General features: G+C 30.2%; 15 protein-coding genes. 13 read left to right on the top strand and 2 right to left on the bottom strand.

Annotated elements, in window-relative coordinates; translation table 11 throughout:
- Positions 1–6: 6 nt before the first annotated feature.
- The 10 genes from L2Z92_RS17845 (at position 7) to L2Z92_RS17800 (ending at position 9799) form a co-directional block, all read left to right on the top strand.
- The gene (locus tag L2Z92_RS17845) at positions 7–951 is read left to right on the top strand and encodes an MlaD family protein (protein WP_236455977.1); all 945 of its coding nucleotides are present in this window, start codon (positions 7–9) and stop codon (positions 949–951) included.
- Between the two features lie 27 nt (positions 952–978).
- Positions 979–2310 (top strand): (Fe-S)-binding protein, encoded by a 1332-nt coding sequence (locus L2Z92_RS17840; RefSeq protein ID WP_236455976.1) that lies wholly within the window; start codon positions 979–981, stop codon positions 2308–2310.
- Between the two features lies 1 nt (position 2311).
- Positions 2312–2758 (top strand): LNS2 domain-containing protein, encoded by a 447-nt coding sequence (locus L2Z92_RS17835; RefSeq protein WP_236455975.1) that lies wholly within the window; start codon positions 2312–2314, stop codon positions 2756–2758.
- 58 nt (positions 2759–2816) lie between these two features.
- Complete coding sequence (locus L2Z92_RS17830) at positions 2817–3608, top strand: (Fe-S)-binding protein (RefSeq protein ID WP_236455974.1); 792 nt, start codon at positions 2817–2819, stop codon at positions 3606–3608.
- Between the two features lie 30 nt (positions 3609–3638).
- On the top strand, positions 3639–4232 hold the full coding sequence (locus L2Z92_RS17825) for a hypothetical protein (protein WP_236455973.1): 594 nt from the start codon (positions 3639–3641) through the stop codon (positions 4230–4232).
- Between the two features lies 1 nt (position 4233).
- On the top strand, positions 4234–4716 hold the full coding sequence (locus tag L2Z92_RS17820) for an ABC transporter ATPase (protein WP_236455972.1): 483 nt from the start codon (positions 4234–4236) through the stop codon (positions 4714–4716).
- Between the two features lie 73 nt (positions 4717–4789).
- Positions 4790–7708 carry a glycoside hydrolase family 3 N-terminal domain-containing protein gene (locus L2Z92_RS17815; protein ID WP_236455971.1) on the top strand — a complete coding sequence of 973 codons (2919 nt, stop codon included), beginning with the start codon at positions 4790–4792 and terminating at the stop codon, positions 7706–7708.
- Between the two features lie 2 nt (positions 7709–7710).
- The gene (locus tag L2Z92_RS17810; protein ID WP_236455970.1) at positions 7711–8166 is read left to right on the top strand and encodes a DUF1801 domain-containing protein; all 456 of its coding nucleotides are present in this window, start codon (positions 7711–7713) and stop codon (positions 8164–8166) included.
- A 64-nt stretch (positions 8167–8230) separates the two neighbouring features.
- Complete coding sequence (gene bshA, locus L2Z92_RS17805; protein WP_236455969.1) at positions 8231–9364, top strand: N-acetyl-alpha-D-glucosaminyl L-malate synthase BshA; 1134 nt, start codon at positions 8231–8233, stop codon at positions 9362–9364.
- Positions 9365–9799, top strand: coding sequence for a protease complex subunit PrcB family protein (locus L2Z92_RS17800; RefSeq protein WP_236455967.1), 435 nt, complete (start codon positions 9365–9367; stop codon positions 9797–9799).
- Positions 9800–9839: 40 nt separating this feature from the next.
- On the opposite strand, the gene L2Z92_RS17795 is transcribed toward L2Z92_RS17800, so the two are convergent.
- On the bottom strand, positions 9840–10349 hold the full coding sequence (locus L2Z92_RS17795; protein WP_236455965.1) for a hypothetical protein: 510 nt from the start codon (positions 10347–10349) through the stop codon (positions 9840–9842).
- Positions 10350–10439: 90 nt separating this feature from the next.
- A complete protein-coding gene (locus L2Z92_RS17790; protein ID WP_236455964.1) occupies positions 10440–11234 on the bottom strand; it encodes a hypothetical protein in 795 nt (264 codons plus the stop codon).
- A 208-nt stretch (positions 11235–11442) separates the two neighbouring features.
- Here L2Z92_RS17790 and aroC point away from each other — a divergent pair, with 208 nt between their 5' ends.
- From aroC to L2Z92_RS17775, 3 genes are all read left to right on the top strand, one after another.
- Complete coding sequence (gene aroC / locus L2Z92_RS17785) at positions 11443–12504, top strand: chorismate synthase (protein ID WP_236455963.1); 1062 nt, start codon at positions 11443–11445, stop codon at positions 12502–12504.
- 201 nt (positions 12505–12705) lie between these two features.
- Entirely contained in the window at positions 12706–14331 is a 1626-nt protein-coding gene (locus L2Z92_RS17780; protein WP_236455962.1) for a T9SS type A sorting domain-containing protein, read from the top strand.
- Positions 14332–14480: 149 nt separating this feature from the next.
- Positions 14481–15998 (top strand): T9SS type A sorting domain-containing protein, encoded by a 1518-nt coding sequence (locus L2Z92_RS17775; RefSeq protein ID WP_236455961.1) that lies wholly within the window; start codon positions 14481–14483, stop codon positions 15996–15998.
- The last annotated feature ends 151 nt before the right edge of the window (positions 15999–16149 follow it).

Raw genomic sequence — 16149 nt, 5'->3', positions numbered from 1 at the left:
TAAATTTTGAAAATAACTAGAGAAATAAAAACAGCCATACTGGTCATATCTTCAATTTTATTGTTCTATTGGGGATATTCTTTTCTAAAAGGAAGAAACCTATTTGATACAAATAAAAAATTGTATGTTGTATATGATAATGTTGCAGGTTTAGAAAATTCAGCTCAAGTAACTTTAAACGGTTTGAAAATTGGTAAAGTGAATTCTATAAATATCCAACCAGATGGTAAGCTGTTAGTAGAATTACAGATTTTAACTGAATTTCCAATTTCCAAAACAAGTGTTGCTGAAATATTTGATTCTGGATTAGTTGGAGGTAGAGAAGTTGCAATCATACCAAATTTTAAAGATAAAAATTATTCTGTTTCTGGTGATTACTTAAAAGGTTCATCAAAACTAGGTTTAACAGATGCTTTAGCGGAACAAATGGTTCCTTTAAAAGATAAAATAGAAAAGTTGTTTGATAATGCAAACATACTTTTTGAAAATGTAAATGATGTTTTAAATGATAAATCTAAAACGGATTTAAAGAATGCTATTGCAGAATTAAATACTACAATGTCAAACTTTAGTGGTGCATCAAAAAATTTGAATAATTTATTGGCAGCAAATAAATCTAAATTAGACAATACATTTACAAGTTTAGATAAAACGGTTTCTAACTTTGAGTCGATTTCAGATTCATTAGTGAATGCAAATCTTGGAAAAACAGTTAAGAATCTGGAAACTACCTTGGCTAGTGTAGATAAAATTATGAAAGACATTGAATCTGGTAAAGGTACAATGGGGAAATTAATGAAGGATGAACAAATGTATACTAATTTCACTAATGCTTCCAAAGAATTAGAGCTATTATTAGAAGATTTAAGATTGCATCCAACACGCTATGTAAACGTATCGCTTTTTGGAAAAAAAGATAAACCATACGTAAAACCTGAAGAAGAAAAATAACAAACCAATTATAAAGACTAATCTACTATGAGTATTTTACCAAACATTTTATTTGCCATTCTATTATTTTTAGGAATAGGATATTTTGCTAGAAATGTAAAAAAGTTAATTAGAAATATTAAATTAGGACAAGATGTAAATCGTAAAGATAATGCTTCCGAAAGATGGAAGAATATGGTTATGATAGCTCTTGGTCAATCTAAAATGGTAAAAAGACCAATTTCAGGAATATTGCATATTATTGTTTATGTAGGTTTTATTATTATTAATATTGAAGTATTAGAAATTATAATAGATGGATTGACTGGAACGCATAGAGTCTTTAGTTTTTTAGGAGGACTTTATGATGTATTAATTGGTTCGTTTGAAGTTTTAGCTTTGTTAGTATTAGTTGCTGTTGTTGTTTTTTGGATAAGAAGAAATGTTGTTAAAATTAAACGTTTTTGGAAACCAGAAATGGAAGGATTTGCAAAGAATGACGCAAATTATATTTTATATTTTGAAGTAGTTTTAATGTCGTTATTCCTGTTTATGAATGCAGCAGATTATCATCTTCAAAATTTACCAGAAGTTTTTGGACATTATCATCAAGCTGGAAGTTTTCCAATATCTCAGTTTATTGCACCAATTTTTGATGGAATGGATAGTAGTATTGTTTTTATGATTGAAAGAATAACTTGGTGGCTACATATTACAGGTATATTAGTTTTTTTAAATTATTTATACTTCTCTAAACATTTACATATATTATTAGCGTTTCCAAACACTTATTTTGCAGATTTAAATGCAAAAGGAAAAATTGATAACTTAGAAAGCGTAACAAATGAAGTTAAAATGATGATGGATCCTTCAGCCGATCCGTTTGCAGCACCAGCAAATCCTGATGCAGTACCTGCTAAATTTGGAGCTTCCGATGTTCAAGATTTAAATTGGGTTCAGTTACTTAATGCATATACGTGTACAGAATGTGGACGATGTACTTCCTCTTGTCCTGCGAATCTAACTGGGAAAAAATTATCTCCACGTAAAATTATGATGGATACGCGTGACAGATTAGAAGAAGTTGGTAAAAATATAGACTTGAATAAAGGAGTATTTGTAGAAGACGGTAAGTCTCTTTTAAATGATTTTATTACACCAGAAGAACTTTGGGCTTGTACATCTTGTAATGCTTGTGTTGAAGAATGTCCTGTAAACATTAGTCCTTTATCTATTATTATGGATATGAGACGTTACTTAGTTATGGAGCAAAGTGCTGCACCTATGGAATTGAACAACATGATGACGAATATTGAAAATAATGGTGCACCATGGCAATACAATCAAATGGATAGATTAAACTGGAAAAACGAAGATTAATATGAAAAACGAAAAAATCGACGGGAATTTACAAGCTTTAACTGTTAATGGTGAGCATTTGAGTCCTGTTTTATCAGAAGGAATCAAGAATTATTTAATCGATATTGATGGAACTATTTGTGATGATATTCCAAATGAAGAACCTGAAAGAATGGCTACGGCAGAAGTATATCCTGATGCTTTAGCTACACTTAATAGATGGTATGATGAAGGACATATTATTTTCTTTTTCACATCCAGAACTGAGGCACATAGAGAAGTTACTGAAGCTTGGTTGAATAAATTTGGCTTTAAATATCATGGAATGTTAATGGGAAAACCTCGTGGAGGAAATTATCATTGGATAGATAATCATTTGGTTAAAGCAACAAGATATAGAGGAAAGTTTACCGATTTAGTTGATAAAGAAGTAACAATTCAGGTTTTTGATGACGAACATCACGAGTAAAATATAAAAATTAGGAGTTGATTATTTTAAAAATAGATTCCTTTAAAAAAATAATAAAATGTCTGAAAATATTATAGTGCCTACAATGGCCGAGATGATGGCGGAAGGAAAACAACCAGAAGTTTTATTTTGGGTTGGATGTGCTGGAAGCTTCGATGATAGAGCAAAAAGAATTACAAAAGCATTTGTTAAAATATTAAATAGAGCAAATGTTCCTTTTGCGGTTTTAGGAACTGAAGAAAGCTGTTCTGGTGATCCTGCAAAAAGATCGGGTAACGAATTTTTATTTCAAATGCAAGCCATGACGAATATAGAAGTTATGAACGCTTATGAAGTTAAGAAAATAGTTACAGCTTGTCCTCATTGTTTCAATACTTTAAAAAATGAATACCCAGAATTAGGTGGTCAATATGAAGTTGTGCATCACACACAATTTTTAAAATCTCTTCTAGATGATGGGCGTTTAACTATAGAAGGTGGACAGTTTAAAGGGAAAAAAATCACTTTTCATGATCCATGTTATTTAGGAAGAGCAAATAATGTTTATGAAGCTCCAAGAGAGTTAATACAAAAGCTAGACGCAGAATTGGTTGAAATGAAGCGTTCTCGTGCTAATGGTCTTTGCTGTGGTGCAGGTGGTGCTCAAATGTTTAAAGAACCTGAAAAAGGGGATAAAGATATCAATGTAGAGCGTACCGAAGATGCTATAGAAACTAAAGCAGATATTATTGCAGCCGGATGTCCTTTCTGTAATACTATGATGACTGATGGGGTTAAGTTTAAGGAAAAGGAAAGCTCAGTAAAAGTAATGGATGTTGCTGAATTAATTGCGAATGCACAAGATTTGTAAAATATAAACAATAGATAAATATTTGTCTTTATGAAAAAAATAATTGTACTTTTATTAGTAACTCAAGTGTTATTTGCACAAAAATTAACTAAGGAAGAGTTGATCGATAAGATTTCTGAAAATACTTGTAATTGTACAACAGAAAAAGGTATTACCCAAGAAAATATGGATATTACTCTTGGTGTTTGTATTTTAGAATCTATTACAAAGTATGAAAAAGATGTTGAAAAACATTTTGGCAAAAACATAATTGCTGATGAAGAAAAAATGGGTGAACTGGCTGAAGGTGTAGGAGCAAAAATGGCTTTCACATGTCCAGCTTTTCTAGAAATAATCATGAAAATGGGTGAAGGAGAGTTTGAAGAAGAAGAGTTGTTATACATAGATGGTAAAATTACTGCTACTCAATTGGAGCAATTTTTAACATTTACTGTAAAAGAAGAATCTGGGAAATCTCACACTGTATTATTATTGGAAGAATTTGAAAATTCTTATCTAATTACAGATTCAGTTATAAAACCTAAAGATAAAGTTAAAGTATCCTATTATGAAGCGGATTTATATGATGCTAAAACCAAAAAATTTGTAACTTTTAAAGTCGTTCAAGACATTATAAAAGAATAATATGTATATAGAGTTTGATAAATTACCATTGCATTCTAGAGTTTGGATCTACCAATCGAATAGAAAATTTTCAGAAGAGGAAGTAAGTGAAATTGAATCGTCAATGAAAAATTTTATTGAGAATTGGTCTGCACATGGTCAAGGTTTAGAGGCTTCATTTAAAACGGTATACGATCGTTTTATAATAATTGCTGTAAATCAAGATGTTCAAGCTGCAACAGGTTGTTCTATAGATGCTTCTGTTCAATTTATTCTTAGTCTAGAAAGTAAATACCAAGTTGATTTATTAGATAAAATGAATGTTACTTTCAAGTTAGGAGAACATATTGCACACAAAACATTAATTGATTTTAAAAAAATGGCAAAAGAAAAAGCTGTTTCTGCTAATACTGTAGTTTTTAATAACTTAGTAAATACTATAGAAGAATGGCAAGATTTTTGGGAAGTTCCAGCTAGTGATAGTTGGCACAATCGATTTTTTTAAATTAAATTTTTATTATATTTGAAAATCATCATTAAATCAACTTAATGATGATTTTTTTTAAATTAATAGCTTCATGTTAAAATATACTGCTCTACTATTTTTATCAATTTTTCCTTTTGTAACTAAATCTAAGAAGGTTAAAAGTTTCCAACAGAAGAATAAAATTGAAAATGCTGAACAACGTTGGGTTGATAGCGTATATAATACACTTACCTTCGAAGAGAGAGTAGGTCAATTGTTTATGGTTGCTGCGTATTCTAACAAGAATGAAGCTCATTATTCAAGTGTTCAAAAATTAATTGAAGATTATAAAGTTGGAGGGTTGATTTTCTTTCAAGGTGGTCCAATCCGCCAAGCACAATTGACTAATAGGTATCAATCTAAATCAAAAATTCCATTATTTATAGGTATAGATGCTGAATGGGGATTAAGTATGCGTTTAGATTCGACTTATCGTTATCCTTGGAATATGACACTTGGGGCAATTCAAGATCATAATTTGATTATGCAAATGGGGAAGCAAATGGGACAACAATCTAAAAGATTAGGTATTCATTTTAATTTTGCACCCGTTGTAGATATAAATACAAATCCCAAAAATCCTATTATTGGAAATCGTTCGTTTGGAGAAGACAAAGTGAACGTAACAAATGCTTCTATTGCATTAATTAAAGGATTGCAAAGTGAAGGTGTGTTGGCAACTGCAAAGCATTTTCCAGGTCATGGAGATACAGAGTCAGATTCGCATCACACGCTTCCTGTTGTTAAGTTTTCTAAACAAAGATTAGACTCTATAGAATTATACCCTTATAGAGAATTAATTAAAAATGGATTAGCAAGTGTAATGGTTGCTCATTTAGATGTGCCAAGTATAGAGTCTAGAAAAGGATTTCCAACATCTATTTCTTATAATGTAATTACAAATATTCTTAAAAATGAATTGAAATTTGAAGGATTAGTAATTACAGATGCTTTGAATATGAAAGGAGCAAGTAATTTTAAACAACCTGGAGATATAGATTTAGAAGCTTTTCTTGCGGGTAATGATATTTTACTTTTCCCAGAAGATGTTCCTGTTGCTGTTCAAAGATTTAAAGAAGCTTTTGATGATAAAAGAATTTCTGAAGAACGTTTGTCGTATTCGGTTAAAAAAATTCTAAAGTATAAATTCCAAGTAGGTTTAAATAAATACAAACCAATAGAACTTAAAAATTTATACGAGGATTTAAATAAATCGGAGTTTAATGCAATGAATTATACTTTATATGAAAATGCTATTACAACTTTAAAGAATAAAGATAAAATTATCCCAATAAAGAATATTGAAAAGGAGAAGATAGCATATGTAAAGATTGGAGATTCTGATCATGAAGGGTTTTTAGCTGTATTAAATAAATATGCTAATGTACAGGAAATTGAAGTAAAGGATTATAAAACTGTTTTAGTAGAGTTACAGAATTTCACCAAAGTAATTGTAGGATTTCATAAAGAAGATGGTGCTTGGAAAAATCACAATTTAAATTCAAGTGAAATTTCTTTCCTAGATAAAATAGCAAAGCAAAATAAAGTTATTGTTACTTTTTTTACTAAACCTTATTCCTTGTTAAGGATTGATAAGTTTGATGATTATGAAGGTTTTATCCTAGCTTATCAAAATAATGAATTCGCACATACAGTTGCTGCTGAAGCTATTTTTGGAGCAATTGATACTAAAGGAAAAATTCCAGTTTCAATTAATAATGATTTTTATATAAATGACGGAATTAAAACGAATAGTTTAAAGCGTTTAGGTTTTGAAAGCCCTGAAAATGTAGGAATGAATTCTAAGATTTTATCTAAAATTGATTCTGTAGTAAATTATGCAATAGATAAAAAAATGACACCAGGTGCTCAAGTTTTGGTTGCAAGAAAAGGTAAAGTTATTTATCAAAAATCTTTTGGTCATCATACTTACGATACTAAGCAGGAAGTAAAAAACACAGATTTATATGATGTTGCATCTTTAACAAAAATCCTATCTACACTACCCAATTTGATGATTCAATTTGATAAAGAAAAAATTAAATTAGATACAAAGTTGAGTACTATGTTACCTGTTTTTAAAGGAACAAATAAAGCAGATGCAACTTTAGTAGATATGTTAACGCATCAAGCTCGATTTAAGCCTTGGTTACCTTTTTATAAGGCTACATTAGATAAAGAAACAAATAAGCCAAGCGAAAAATATTATAGAAAGTCATTTTCTAAAGAGTTTCCTATTCAAGTTTCAGAAAATTTATATTTGAGAAAAGATTATAATGATACCATAATAAAAGCGATTGCCGATAGTGATTTATTGCCAAGAGTGAAATATAAATACAGTGACTTTTCTTTTATTTTGATGAAAGAATATTTAGAAAAAGCAAGTGGTATGGGACTTGATGATCTGGCGAATGAGAACTATTATTTTAAGTTAGGAGCAAATAGAACAACATATAATCCACTTCATAAGTTCGATATTAGTGAAACTATCCCAACGGAAGAAGATAACTATTACCGTTATGGAACTGTTCAAGGTTATGTTCATGATATGGGTGCAGCTATGCAAGGAGGAGTTGGTGGACATGCTGGATTGTTCTCAAACTCACTAGATGTTGCTAAGATTATGCAAATGTATCTGCAAAGAGGTAATTATGGTGGACATCAATTTTTCTCAGAAAAAACATTTAATGCATTTAATACTTGTTATTATTGTAAAGATGAAAATAGGAGAGGAATAGGTTTTGATAAGCCTCAATTAGGACGATCTGGGCCAACATGTGGTTGTGTTTCTATGACAAGTTTTGGACATACTGGTTTTACGGGAACGATGGCATGGGCAGATCCTGAGAATGAAATAGTTTATATATTTTTGTCTAATAGAACCTATCCAGAAGCCAATACGAATGTGCTTTCTAGAGAAAATATTAGGGAAAATATCCAAGAAATAATTTATGAATCAATAATTCGTTAATTATGACATCAAAGGCAAGTTCACCAGAAGAGTATATTAAAGAACTACCAGAAGATAGAAAAGAAGCTGTAATTAAGTTGCGAAATACAATTTTAAAAAATCTACCAAAAGATTTTAAAGAAGCTATGAGTTATGGAATGATTGGTTATGTTGTTCCTCATAATATTTATCCAGCTGGCTATCATTGCGATCCAAAATTGCCATTACCTTTTATGAGTTTTGCTTCTCAAAAAAATAGTATCAATTTTTATCATATGGGAATTTATGCAAATAAAAACTTATATGATTGGTTTGTTTCTGAATACCCTAAATATTCAAAGAAAAAACTAGATATGGGGAAAAGTTGTATGCGTTTTAAAAAACCAGAAGACATTCCATATGATTTAATTGGTGAATTGGTTTCAAAAATAGAAGTGCAAGATTGGATTTCTATTTATGAAAATGCATTTAAAAAATAATTTAACTAATTTTTAAAAAAGTACCCCATAAAATTATAGTATTTTTATCATTTAAATAGAATCAATGAAAATAGCTATAGTTTGTTATCCTACATTTGGAGGGAGTGGAGTTGTTGCAACAGAATTAGGTCTTGAATTAGCAAGAAAAGGTCACGAAATACATTTTATTACCTACAGTCAGCCAGTTAGATTAGCTTTGCTGAATCAAAACATTCATTATCACGAAGTACACGTTCCAGAATATCCTTTATTTCATTATCAGCCTTATGAACTTGCTTTGTCAAGTAAGTTAGTCGATATGGTTAAATTGCATGGAATAGAAGTATTGCATGTACATTATGCTATTCCTCATGCATATGCAGGATATATGGCAAAAAAAATGCTTGAAGAAGATGGCATAAGAATTCCAATGGTTACAACTTTACATGGAACCGATATTACACTTGTAGGAAATCATCCGTTCTATAAACCAGCAGTAAGTTTTAGTATCAATAAGTCAGATGTTGTTACAAGTGTTTCAAAGAGTTTAAAAGAAGATACATATAGACTTTTTGATATTAAGAACGATATAAAAGTTATTCCTAATTTTATAGAAATTAGTAAAGAAAGATTAGATGAGAATGATCCTTGTCATCGTTCTTTAATGGCAACAGCCGAAGAAAAAGTATTAACTCATATATCAAATTTTAGAAAAGTAAAGCGAATTAGTGATGTGGTTAAGATTTTTTATGAAGTGCAAAAAACAATACCTTCAAAACTAATGATGGTTGGAGATGGTCCTGAAAAAGAAGCTGCAGAAAACTTATGTGTAGAATTAGGTATTCATAATAAAGTTATCTTTTTTGGAAACAGTAATGAAATAGATAAAATTTTGTGTTATACTGATTTGTTTCTTCTTCCTTCTGAAACAGAGAGTTTTGGATTGGCAGCATTAGAAGCTATGGCTTGTGGAGTTCCAGTTATATCAAGTAATTCTGGAGGTTTACCAGAAGTAAATAAAGACGGAATTACGGGATATTTAAGCAATGTTGGAGATATAGAAGGAATGAGTAAAAACGCTATTTATATTTTGAAAGATGATGTTAAACTGAATGCTTTTAAGAAAAATGCACTTAAAGAAGCTAGTGAATTCGATATAAAGAAGATTTTGCCGCTTTATGAAGAAGTGTATCAAACAGCAATTAACTCTTATAAATAAATGAAATCAATTCTATTTTGCATTACTTTTTTTTCATTTCTCGCTTGTAGTTCAACTAAAAAAGAAATGATTATGGATAATGAATTTAAAACGATTTATGTATCTGGTTATGGCGGAGATGAATCTAAAGGTCATCAAATTATTAGTTCCTATGATGATTTAAAACAAGAGTTTGCAAGGCTTAATGTTCCTAGCGAAGTTATTGATAATTCAAATATTGATTTTAAAGATAATGTAATTTTAATAGCACATTTAGGAGAGAAGAATACAGGTGGCTATGGTATTGATGTTGAAAAAATCGAATTTGAAGAAGAGACCTTAATAATTCAAACTAAACTTAGTGTTCCTGAAAAAGGTGGAAATGTAACAATGGCAATTACAAATCCATTTTGTATAACCATTATTCCAAAAGCAAAAAAATACAGTGTTAAATAAAAAAAGAGGAAATCAAAACGATTTCCTCTTTTACTTTTTTTTAGAATCTATATCTAGCACTAATTCCAATATCTGATCCATAGTCATCTTTAACTCTATCAGAAAAATATACTTCAGGTCTAAAGTCTAACGACAATTGTAGAGGAAAATCGAATAAGTATTCAATACCAATATCACCTGCAATAAATGCATATGTATAATTATCTGTATATCTTTTTCCTTCGTCCTTATAATTATAACTTCCATTAGCAATTCCACCACCAGCACCAACATACCAGTTAAAATCTCCTTCAATATTCCAAACCCATTGGTACAAACCAGTTAATTTAACAAATCGAGCATTGTTGTAGTAGTAGTTGTTTCTATTTCTCCATCCTAAGTCAAACTCTAAACGATTTTTTTGAGAAAGTCCTCTTTGGTAAGACACTTCCGCTCCAAATCCATCGCTGTCACCAAGTCTTAAACCAATGGCATTTTTAGAAATATCCTGTCCTTGTGTGCAAAGCATCATTCCGAATAGCATAAAAACGGAAAACATTAATTTTTTCATTCTAATTTAATTTAAAGTGTTTAAGCAAAATTAAACCATTAAACGATATAAAATTATTATTATTATAAATTAATTACTAATTATTACACTTTAGTTTACTTGATAAGTATCAAGAAATTCTGATTGTGTTTGTGTTTGATTATTTGGAAATGGTATTTGATTAAGTAATTGTGCAGGAATACTAGGGTTTAAGGTGTAAGTAGTTACTGTGTTTGTGTGTACGACACCAATATTTTTAGCAATAAACTGCTCTGAAACCATAACATCTTGTTCATTAAGAAGAAATACAGAAAAGCCACTAACACTTGTTTCAATTCGTGCAGTTAGTATAATTTTATTTGATTTTACATTACTGTAAGTATCATTATTTGGAGCAGTATAGTTTTCAAATGTATTTCCAGAAACAGATTTTAATGTATAGTTAATAGTTAAAGGATAACCATTAACAGTTTCTTGTATAGTTCCAGATTTTGTTGAAAGTGTTTCTCCAGAATTTACATCAGCATTAAATACAATAAATTCAAAAAGTTCTAAATCCAAACTGAAAGGTAAAGTTTGGCCTGCACTCAACGATAAATCTCCAGATAATAATAATTTGTTTCCAGAAACTCTTAATCCATTGTTTTTTAATGAATTTGAATAAAAACCTGTAGCTATATTGTTTTTTACCTTCATTTTTTTATGTAGAATGCTGTTTATCAGTGTATCATTAGCTACATATAAAGAATCTCTAGATGTGTTTGTTTCTGTTTCTATATCGTAAGTCCAATAGTTTCCATCGACTAAAGGTATTTCAAATAGAGGATAATTATTATCTTCTACTGTTTCATCACTAGAACATGAGAAAAATAACGAGCTAAGTATTAAAAATAGTATTTTTTTCATAAAATAAATAAATATTTGACTAATATAACAATTATTTTCATAATATAATAGTAATCAGTTTTATAGGTAACTAATACTTTTTAACTTATTTCATTTGAAATGTTAACCAATAGTCAGCAAAAGTTTGTATTTATTAGTTAAATTTGCCAGTAAATTTAAAGAGAATAATATGAGTTCTCAATCGTAAAACAATTAGGAATTAAATAGTATGGCAGGAAATACATTTGGGACATTATTTAAACTTTCAACATTTGGAGAGTCTCATGGAGAAGCATTAGGAGGTATTATCGATGGTTGTCCAGCTGGAATAGAATTAGATATTGATGCGATAAGAAAGGAAATGCAAAGGAGAAAACCAGGACAATCTTCGATAGTTACACAGCGTAAAGAGGAAGATGAAGTTCAGTTTTTATCTGGTATTTTTCAGGGAAAAACAACGGGTACTCCAATCGGTTTTATTGTCCCAAATACAAACCAGAAATCGGACGATTATTCGCATATAAAAGATACATATAGACCAAGTCATGCAGATTATGTGTATGAAAAAAAATATGGAATTAGGGATTATAGAGGTGGTGGAAGAAGTTCTGCTAGGGAAACTGCAAGTAGGGTTGTAGCTGGTGCAATTGCCAAGCAGGTAATACCAAACATAAAAATAAGTGCTTATGTTTCTGCTGTAGGTGTTATTGAGTTAGATAAAAACTATCAAGAATTAGATTTATCTCAAATAGAGAATAACGCTGTTCGATGTCCTGATTTGGATTTAGCTCTAGAAATGGAAGCCCATATAAAAGAGATAAAAAAACAAGGAGACACTGTTGGTGGTGTTGTTAGTTGTGTTATTCAAAATGTTCCTATTGGATTAGGAGAACCTGTTTTTGATAAATTACACGCAGAATTAGGTAAAGCTATGCTTTCTATTAATGCAGTAAAGGGATTTGAATATGGTAGTGGGTTTGAAGGAGCTAAAATGAAAGGAAGTGACCATAATGATTCTTTCAACACAGATGGATCTACTAAAACAAATCTTTCTGGAGGAATTCAAGGAGGGATTAGTAATGGAATGGATATTTATTTCAAGGTAGCGTTTAAACCAGTAGCTACACTTTTACAAAAACAAGAAGTATTAGACAATAAAGGTAATATTATTGAACAACAAGGAAAAGGAAGACATGATCCATGTGTTGTTCCTAGAGCTGTACCTATTGTTGAAGCGATGGCAGCAATAGTACTCGCGGATTTTTATTTATTCTCTAAGACTTATTTGTAATAAATGTAAATTATTAATGTTAAAATAAGTAATTTTTGTTAAAAAATTATTGTTTTTTTAACGTTTTACTGATTTTAAAATATAAAAGAGGCTCTTTATTGCCTCTTTTTTGTTTAAAGAATAAATCTTTGTGTAGTATTAATTTTTAGATATTTCGCAATGTTTTTTAGTATAGATTTGTCTAAACTAAAAATGAAAAAAATGAAAAAATTATTACTATTATTGCTAACTTTTGTTAGTTTTTTTTCTCACTCACAAGAGACTCAATTTTATAATGCACTCTTAAGCAATGGCTCAACTTCGGGTAATTCAAGAGCACCTCAAGGTCTACAACGTTATTCCAGAACTGTATATTTGATTACTGCCACAGAAGTAACTGCATCTGGTTTGATAAATGGAGATGTAATTAATGCAATAGGCTTTAGTTATTCAACAGCTCAAAATGTTGCTACTACAGGTAATTATACAGTGTATATGCAAAATACTACTGATGCAACAAATTTAAAATCGAATACTTGGGCTACAGCAATTACTGGTATGACTACTGTCAGTAATAGTACACTTACTATTCCAGCATCAGTGGGTCAGTTAAATCATATGTTTGCTGGTGGATCTGCTTTTACATATACTGGTGGAGGACTTTATATTGCATTTGATTATCAAAATGCATCAGGTACTGTTGCAACAACAGGTAATGTAGCATCTTGTAGTACAACTTTAACAAATGGGTTGAAAAGTGCTCAAAGTACAACTGCTCTACAAACTACTTTAACAGACTCAAATTGGAGACCTCAAACATTTTTAGGAAAGAATGTGGTTTGTGCTTCACCGAATGGTGTTACAACATCATTAATTACTGAAACTGGTGCAAATGTATCATGGACAGGTACTGGAGCTAATTTTTCAATTCAATATGGTGTTACAGGTTTTTCATTAGGTACTGGGGTAACATATAATTCAATTTCATCTCCATATACATTAACAAGTTTAAATTCGGGTACTAATTATAGTTATTACATTAAAAAATCGTGTACTGCACCAAATGAAAGCATATGGGCTGGGCCGTATAATTTTACAACAGTATTTTCAGCTGCAATACCACCTTACTCTTATGGTTTTGAAACAAGTCAAGATTGGTCTTTATTAAATGCTGGTACTGGAAATAATTGGGGAATATATACTCAAGCAGCACCAATACCTGCAGCAGCAGAAGGTACAGCTTATGCAGGATATAATTATCATACAACTAATGCTGCTAATGCATGGTTATTTTCAAGACGTTTATATTTAACAGCAGGTACAAGTTATTCAATTAAGTTTAAATACAAAACTGCAGATGGTGCAACAGCATATCCAGAAAATTTTAAAGTAACAATTGGTAATGATAAAATTGTTGCAGCTCAAACAAATACATTACAAACTTATAGTGGAATAACACTTCAAACTTGGACTCAAGCTGATTTAAGTTTTACACCTTCAATAACAGGTGATTATTATTTAGGATTTAATTGCTTTTCTACAGCAAATCAATACAGATTAGCAATTGATGATGTTCAAATAACTGGAGGAACATTAAGTTCTTCAAATTTTGAAAAAGCCGACTTTAAATTGTATCCAAATCCTGTAAATTCTATTTTAAATATAGGTAGTGAGTTTAATATTGAAAAAGCCGAGATTTTAGATACAAATGGAAGAATTATTAAAGAATTTACTTCTGTTGGTAAAAATAGAACAGAAATTAATGTTTCTGAATTGAATTCTGGAATTTACTTTATAAATATTCATACTGAAAAAGGTAAGTCAGTTAAGAAATTTGTGAAAAATTAATTGATTAAATTTTAAATATAGACGGCAATATTATTATTTGCCGTTTATATTAAATATATGTTAAAAGTAAGTTTTTTTGGCTATTTTTTTATGATTATTTTATTTTTTGATTATATTTACCACAAACTAACAAAAAATAATAATAAATTATGAAAAAAACACTACTACTTAGCTTATTGGCTATTGGTTTTAATTCTTTTGGACAAGGGGGTACTACTTGTGCAGCACCAACAGTTATTTCTGCTAACGGGACTTATTCTATCGGTGATTTAACTATGGGGACCTATCCTTCTGAAACAGTTTGTTTTGCAGGTAATGATAGCGCAACTCCACATGCAAGATGGTTTAGATATACTCCATCTCTTTCTGGAATATTAACAGTTACTTCTGATATTGCAGCTAATGTTGCAGGTGCAGATACTAGATTAAGCCTTTTAACAGGTTCTTGTGCAGGTCCTTGGACTTGTGTTTCTTCTAATGATGATGTTTCTGGATCAAATTATAGATCTGCTATTACTAATGTGGCAGTTACTGCAGGAACAGCATATTATATTTTATGGGATAATAATTGGGAGGATGATAATCATTCTTTTGATTTAACATTTACACCAGCAACTTGTTTTGCACCAGCTCCAGCTGATTTTTATTTACCTGAATATGTGTCAACAACTGAAGCTAATTTATATTGGGATCAAGCTAGTCCACAACCAGCAAATTATGATGTAGATTGGAGTAATGATTTTTCTACACCAGTAGAGTATGGTACAATGATAACTGCGGCTTCAGGAGCGTTAGCATATTCAACAGCAAACATTGCATCTATTCCGGCATCGACTAATTTTAGATATTATGTAAGAGGTAATTGTGGTCCATCTGATAAAAGTACATGGGCAGGACCTTTTTATGGGTATCTTCCAGTAGGATTGCCTTATTCTAATGATTTTGAATCAGCTGCAAATAATTATACTGATGGATTTGCAGGTCAATTTGCTACGTTTAATTCTACTGGTACAACAACACCTGCTAATTATGCAGATGGTGGTGCAGGAGTAGCGATATATACATTTAATAGTACAACAGCACAGTCTGATAGAAGAGGGTATTTTAGAGGTATGGAATTAGCTTCTGGTGAAGTTGTAACGGTATCTTTTAAAACAAGATTATACTCAACAGCAACAGTTTCTCCAATGGCTTTTGATTTAACTGTTGGTGATTCACAATCTGCTGCAGGTCAGGCTACAATAGTTCAGTCTTTTACAAATAATAGTGATGCTAGTTATGTTACTCATACAGCAACATTTACTGCTCCAACTCCTGGTATTTATTACTTTGGAATTCATAATAATTCTGCTGTAGGTGCTACTGAAACATTTTTATTTTTAGATACGATTACATTAGATACAAATTTATCAACTAATGATTTTAATTCGTCTTCTGCGAATATTTCAATCTATCCTAATCCTGTAAATGATGTATTAAATATTTCATCTCCTGATTTTGAATTACAATCGATTACTGTTACAGATATTAATGGTAGAATTGTAAAAGATAATAAAGCGAATAACACGAATGTAGAAATGAATGTTTCTGATTTAAATTCGGGTGTTTATTTTATTAATGTTAAAACTATTGATGGAAGTGTAGTTAAGAAGTTTATTAAGAACTAATTAAGATTTTCTGTAAAATAAAAAGAGTTGTAATTTTTATATTACAACTCTTTTATTTTTTCTAAGAATTTGTGTTTAAGTTAAATTTAGAAGTGTAAGATTATTGTATATTTTTGTTCTTCTTGCACAATGGTTGTATCAAAAATGATAA

The sequence above is a fragment of the Flavobacterium jumunjinense genome (assembly GCF_021650975.2).
Classification (GTDB): Bacteria; Bacteroidota; Bacteroidia; order Flavobacteriales; family Flavobacteriaceae; genus Flavobacterium; species Flavobacterium jumunjinense.
Note: the sequence above shows the minus strand (reverse complement) of the source record. Positions and strands in the feature narration are given on the sequence as shown.

What these genes read in the sequence shown, in the direction of transcription:
- L2Z92_RS17840 (WP_236455976.1), top strand. Translation starts at nt 979, where the DNA reads ATGAGTATTTTACCAAACATTTTATTTGCCATTCTATTATTTTTAGGA.
- bshA (WP_236455969.1), top strand. Translation starts at nt 8,231, where the DNA reads ATGAAAATAGCTATAGTTTGTTATCCTACATTTGGAGGGAGTGGAGTT.
- L2Z92_RS17775 (WP_236455961.1), top strand. Translation starts at nt 14,481, where the DNA reads ATGAAAAAAACACTACTACTTAGCTTATTGGCTATTGGTTTTAATTCT.
- L2Z92_RS17780 (WP_236455962.1), top strand. Translation starts at nt 12,706, where the DNA reads ATGAAAAAATTATTACTATTATTGCTAACTTTTGTTAGTTTTTTTTCT.
- aroC (WP_236455963.1), top strand. Translation starts at nt 11,443, where the DNA reads ATGGCAGGAAATACATTTGGGACATTATTTAAACTTTCAACATTTGGA.
- L2Z92_RS17835 (WP_236455975.1), top strand. Translation starts at nt 2,312, where the DNA reads ATGAAAAACGAAAAAATCGACGGGAATTTACAAGCTTTAACTGTTAAT.
- L2Z92_RS17830 (WP_236455974.1), top strand. Translation starts at nt 2,817, where the DNA reads ATGTCTGAAAATATTATAGTGCCTACAATGGCCGAGATGATGGCGGAA.
- L2Z92_RS17795 (WP_236455965.1), bottom strand. Translation starts at nt 10,349, where the DNA reads ATGAAAAAATTAATGTTTTCCGTTTTTATGCTATTCGGAATGATGCTT.
- L2Z92_RS17800 (WP_236455967.1), top strand. Translation starts at nt 9,365, where the DNA reads ATGAAATCAATTCTATTTTGCATTACTTTTTTTTCATTTCTCGCTTGT.
- L2Z92_RS17810 (WP_236455970.1), top strand. Translation starts at nt 7,711, where the DNA reads ATGACATCAAAGGCAAGTTCACCAGAAGAGTATATTAAAGAACTACCA.
- L2Z92_RS17825 (WP_236455973.1), top strand. Translation starts at nt 3,639, where the DNA reads ATGAAAAAAATAATTGTACTTTTATTAGTAACTCAAGTGTTATTTGCA.
- L2Z92_RS17815 (WP_236455971.1), top strand. Translation starts at nt 4,790, where the DNA reads ATGTTAAAATATACTGCTCTACTATTTTTATCAATTTTTCCTTTTGTA.
- L2Z92_RS17790 (WP_236455964.1), bottom strand. Translation starts at nt 11,234, where the DNA reads ATGAAAAAAATACTATTTTTAATACTTAGCTCGTTATTTTTCTCATGT.
- L2Z92_RS17820 (WP_236455972.1), top strand. Translation starts at nt 4,234, where the DNA reads ATGTATATAGAGTTTGATAAATTACCATTGCATTCTAGAGTTTGGATC.